This is a genomic window from Pseudanabaena biceps PCC 7429, from assembly GCF_000332215.1.
Taxonomy (GTDB): Bacteria; Cyanobacteriota; Cyanobacteriia; order Pseudanabaenales; family Pseudanabaenaceae; genus Pseudanabaena; species Pseudanabaena biceps.
Map to the genome: position 1 here is coordinate 1 of NZ_ALWB01000373.1, position 3,130 is coordinate 3,130.

General features: G+C 44.5%; 3 protein-coding genes. All 3 read right to left on the minus strand.

Going from position 1 to position 3,130, the window contains the following annotated elements; genetic code table 11:
* Nucleotides 1-100: 100 nt before the first annotated feature.
* On the minus strand, nucleotides 101-970 hold the full coding sequence (locus tag PSE7429_RS22425; RefSeq protein ID WP_009629682.1) for a prephenate/arogenate dehydrogenase: 870 nt from the start codon (nucleotides 968-970) through the stop codon (nucleotides 101-103).
* 53 nt (nucleotides 971-1,023) lie between these two features.
* Nucleotides 1,024-1,260, minus strand: a complete 237-nt coding sequence (gene rpmB, locus PSE7429_RS22430) for a 50S ribosomal protein L28 (RefSeq protein WP_009629683.1) — start codon at nucleotides 1,258-1,260, stop codon at nucleotides 1,024-1,026.
* A 260-nt stretch (nucleotides 1,261-1,520) separates the two neighbouring features.
* Nucleotides 1,521-2,804, minus strand: coding sequence for a Glu/Leu/Phe/Val family dehydrogenase (locus PSE7429_RS22435; protein ID WP_009629684.1), 1,284 nt, complete (start codon nucleotides 2,802-2,804; stop codon nucleotides 1,521-1,523).
* Nucleotides 2,805-3,130 lie beyond the last annotated feature (326 nt).

Genomic DNA, 3,130 nt, shown 5'->3' on the forward strand with positions numbered 1-3,130 from the left:
CAAGGCTTTTACTTTTGGGCTTTTAAAATTTGTCAGCTTAACCCGAACTGACATTACTTAGGTTTAGTTTTTAATTCACAAAAGTGTGGTCACACTTTAATTAACTCATGTAAATTTCCCGATCGCGTTGAGTAGTAGCTAAAAAAGTTTCTAGTTCTTGCCATTGCTCGGTTTCAATCAAAGCGATTACCTGTTGCAAAGATTTCTGATAGGCTTGCAGCGATCCCAGCAAAGCCTTTTGATTGTACTCTGCCATCAATCGTCCAAGTTCGGGATTGCCGCCACCAACACGACTGGTATCGCGAAAACCCGAACTAGCCAAATTTTGAGCTAATTGCAAAACCTTGAAATCACGCTGTTGACCACAAGCGGCAATCAAGCTAGCAGAGATCATTACGGGGGCATGGCTAATCATTGCTACGGCTTGATCGTGCTCCTCAGGACTGCATTCATAGATATTCATGCCCACCGATTGCCAGAGCGATCGCACCTTTGCCACTGCCACAGGATCGGCATCAGGCACGACTACACAGGGGCGATTTTGAAATAGATTGCGTTCGGCAGCAAGTATGCCCTGAAAAGCAGTACCAGCCATTGGGTGGCTACCGATAAATATCTGCCCAAACTGCTGACAGATTTCTGCGGCTGGTTTGACGATCGCAGATTTGACCGAACCCACATCGGTAAAAATAACGTTAGCGGGCAGTTTTGGCGCGAGTGATCTAATCGTGGGCACAATCGTGGCGATCGGCGTGCAAACAACGACGATATCTGTCTGCTCGATCACCTGATCGGGGATTTCGGCAATATCGGTACTGGCAATATTTACCGCTGCGATCGCTTCGGCTTGTTTGCAGGTATTGATATTACGACTGATCCCCCATACATAGTTACGATCTGGCGATGAAGCGAGCAGATCTAACCCTAGGGAACCACCGATTAATCCTAAACCCACAATCCCAATATTCATGAAAATCTCCAAAATACCAAAATCATAAAGGGGTGCATTGCACCCCTTTATGATTAGAACTTGCGAAGGTCAAGACCTGCTTCCTTTGCAAATGCAGCGAGTCCTTTCTTTTGTAAAGTCTTGATGGCTTTTGTAGAAATTTGTAATTTTACAAATCGCTTTCCTTCTTCCCACCAAATTCTTTTGTCTTGTAAGTTTACTTGTTGTAAGTGCTTATGACGTTTGTGAGAGAAAGAAATCGATACAGCATTATTGGCTTTTTTGCCTGTTAGTTGGCATACGCGACTCATGGTAGTCTCCTATTTTTTCAGTCCAGCTAACCATATTACAACCTATAATCATCCTTAAGCAATCAATAAGTAATTAATTTTTCAAATTTTTCTAAGTAACGTCAGTGCGGGGGAAACTGGCAAATTTTAAAAGCCCAAAAGTAAAAGCCTTGCTACGCAAGGCTTTTACTTTTGGGCTTTGAGAGAGGGTTTGCTACGCAAACCCTCTCTCAAAGCCCGTTTCAAATTATCCCGAACTCACGTTCTATTAATCTTGATGATTATTGAACGAAATAGGCGCGAGTTCCTTTTGCCTCGATCGCTTCACTCAGTCTTGTCAAGGCATGAATATAGGCAGCAGTTCTCATTGAGGTTTGTTTTCGATCCGCGATTTTCCAAATGCTTAAGGTCTCGGCAATCATGCTGTGTTTGAGGCGATCGTTCACCTCTTCCAAAGTCCAATACAATCCGCTCCGATTCTGCACCCATTCAAAATAACTGACAGTGACACCGCCAGCATTCACTAGTATGTCGGGTACTACCACAATCCCTCGCTTCTCTAAAATTGCATCCGCCGCAGGAGTTACAGGACCATTAGCAATCTCAAAAATGTACTTAGCGCGAATATCGTAGGCATTGCTTTCAGTGATTTGGTTTTCTAAAGCTGCGGGGATCAAAAAATCCACATCTAGCTTTAGCAATTCTTCATTCGTAATCCTTTGATGATCGACAATATTGCACAATGTATCCTGACAATACACTGCTTGAAAAGTGCGCGTCGAATTTTTATATTGAATAATACTCGGTACATCTAGCCCCTGCAGCGCATAAATTCCACCTTTAGAATCGCTGACCGCCACCACCCTATAGCCTGCCTTGCTCAGCAGATCGGCGATCGCTGATCCCACATTACCAAAACCCTGCACTGCCACGGTGGTTTGTTCTCGATGCATTCCCAATAGGGGCATGAGAGTTTCGATCGCAAAAAAAGCTCCCAAGCCCGTTGCGGTCTCTCTGCCTAAGCTGCCGCCCATAGCAATTGGTTTGCCAGTAATCGCCGCAGGACAGAGACGACGCTGAATATTGCTATACTCATCGACCATCCAACCCATTATCGTTTGATTGGTTTGGACATCGGGGGCAGGAATATCCACATCAGCACCCATAAAATCGGCGATCGCATTGATATATCCCCGACTGAGCCGCTCTAGTTCAAATTTAGATAGTTGTTTTGGATCGACCGCCACGCCCCCCTTTGCTCCGCCAAAGGGCAAATTCACCGCTGCACACTTAAAAGTCATCCAGAATGCGAGGGATGTCACCTCATCCATATTGACATTGGGATGGAAACGGATTCCCCCTTTAGTTGGACCCCGCAAATCGTTATAGCGCACGCGATAGCCTTGAAAAACCTTTAAGGTTCCGTCATCCATCCGCACGGGAATAGAAACTTGTAAACTCGCTTTTGGCGATTTGAGTCGCTCGATCACATCCGCAGAAACATCAACATGGGCGATCGCATCGGCTAGTCGTTGACTTGCCTGCTCGAATAAAGACTCTGACATCAAACTTCCATCCCTAAAACGATTTAAGTATCTAGGCATAATTAAAAACCAAACCCTAAACCTGTAGCGCTCGCGCATTGTGCGCTATAGGTTTAAGGGCTTTATATTTAATTGCACCTATTTACTTTAGTAGCGATCTTGATCGTATAAGTAACTGGACATAATTAAATTAAAACCCAAAAGATGTGTGATGGTGCAAAACACCATCACACATCTTTTGGGTTTCAAGTCTATTAGTAAAGTCCTCTCCCCTTTTTCTTAAAATGCAAGATAGGGAAGGTTGGCGCTTTGCGCCAACCTTCCCTATCTTGCATTGTCCTAATGCG

Bases quoted from the DNA above. Each gene is read 5' to 3' on its own strand.
- rpmB (WP_009629683.1), bottom strand. From the start codon at position 1,260: ATGAGTCGCGTATGCCAACTAACAGGCAAAAAAGCCAATAATGCTGTA.
- PSE7429_RS22435 (WP_009629684.1), bottom strand. From the start codon at position 2,804: ATGTCAGAGTCTTTATTCGAGCAGGCAAGTCAACGACTAGCCGATGCG.
- PSE7429_RS22425 (WP_009629682.1), bottom strand. From the start codon at position 970: ATGAATATTGGGATTGTGGGTTTAGGATTAATCGGTGGTTCCCTAGGG.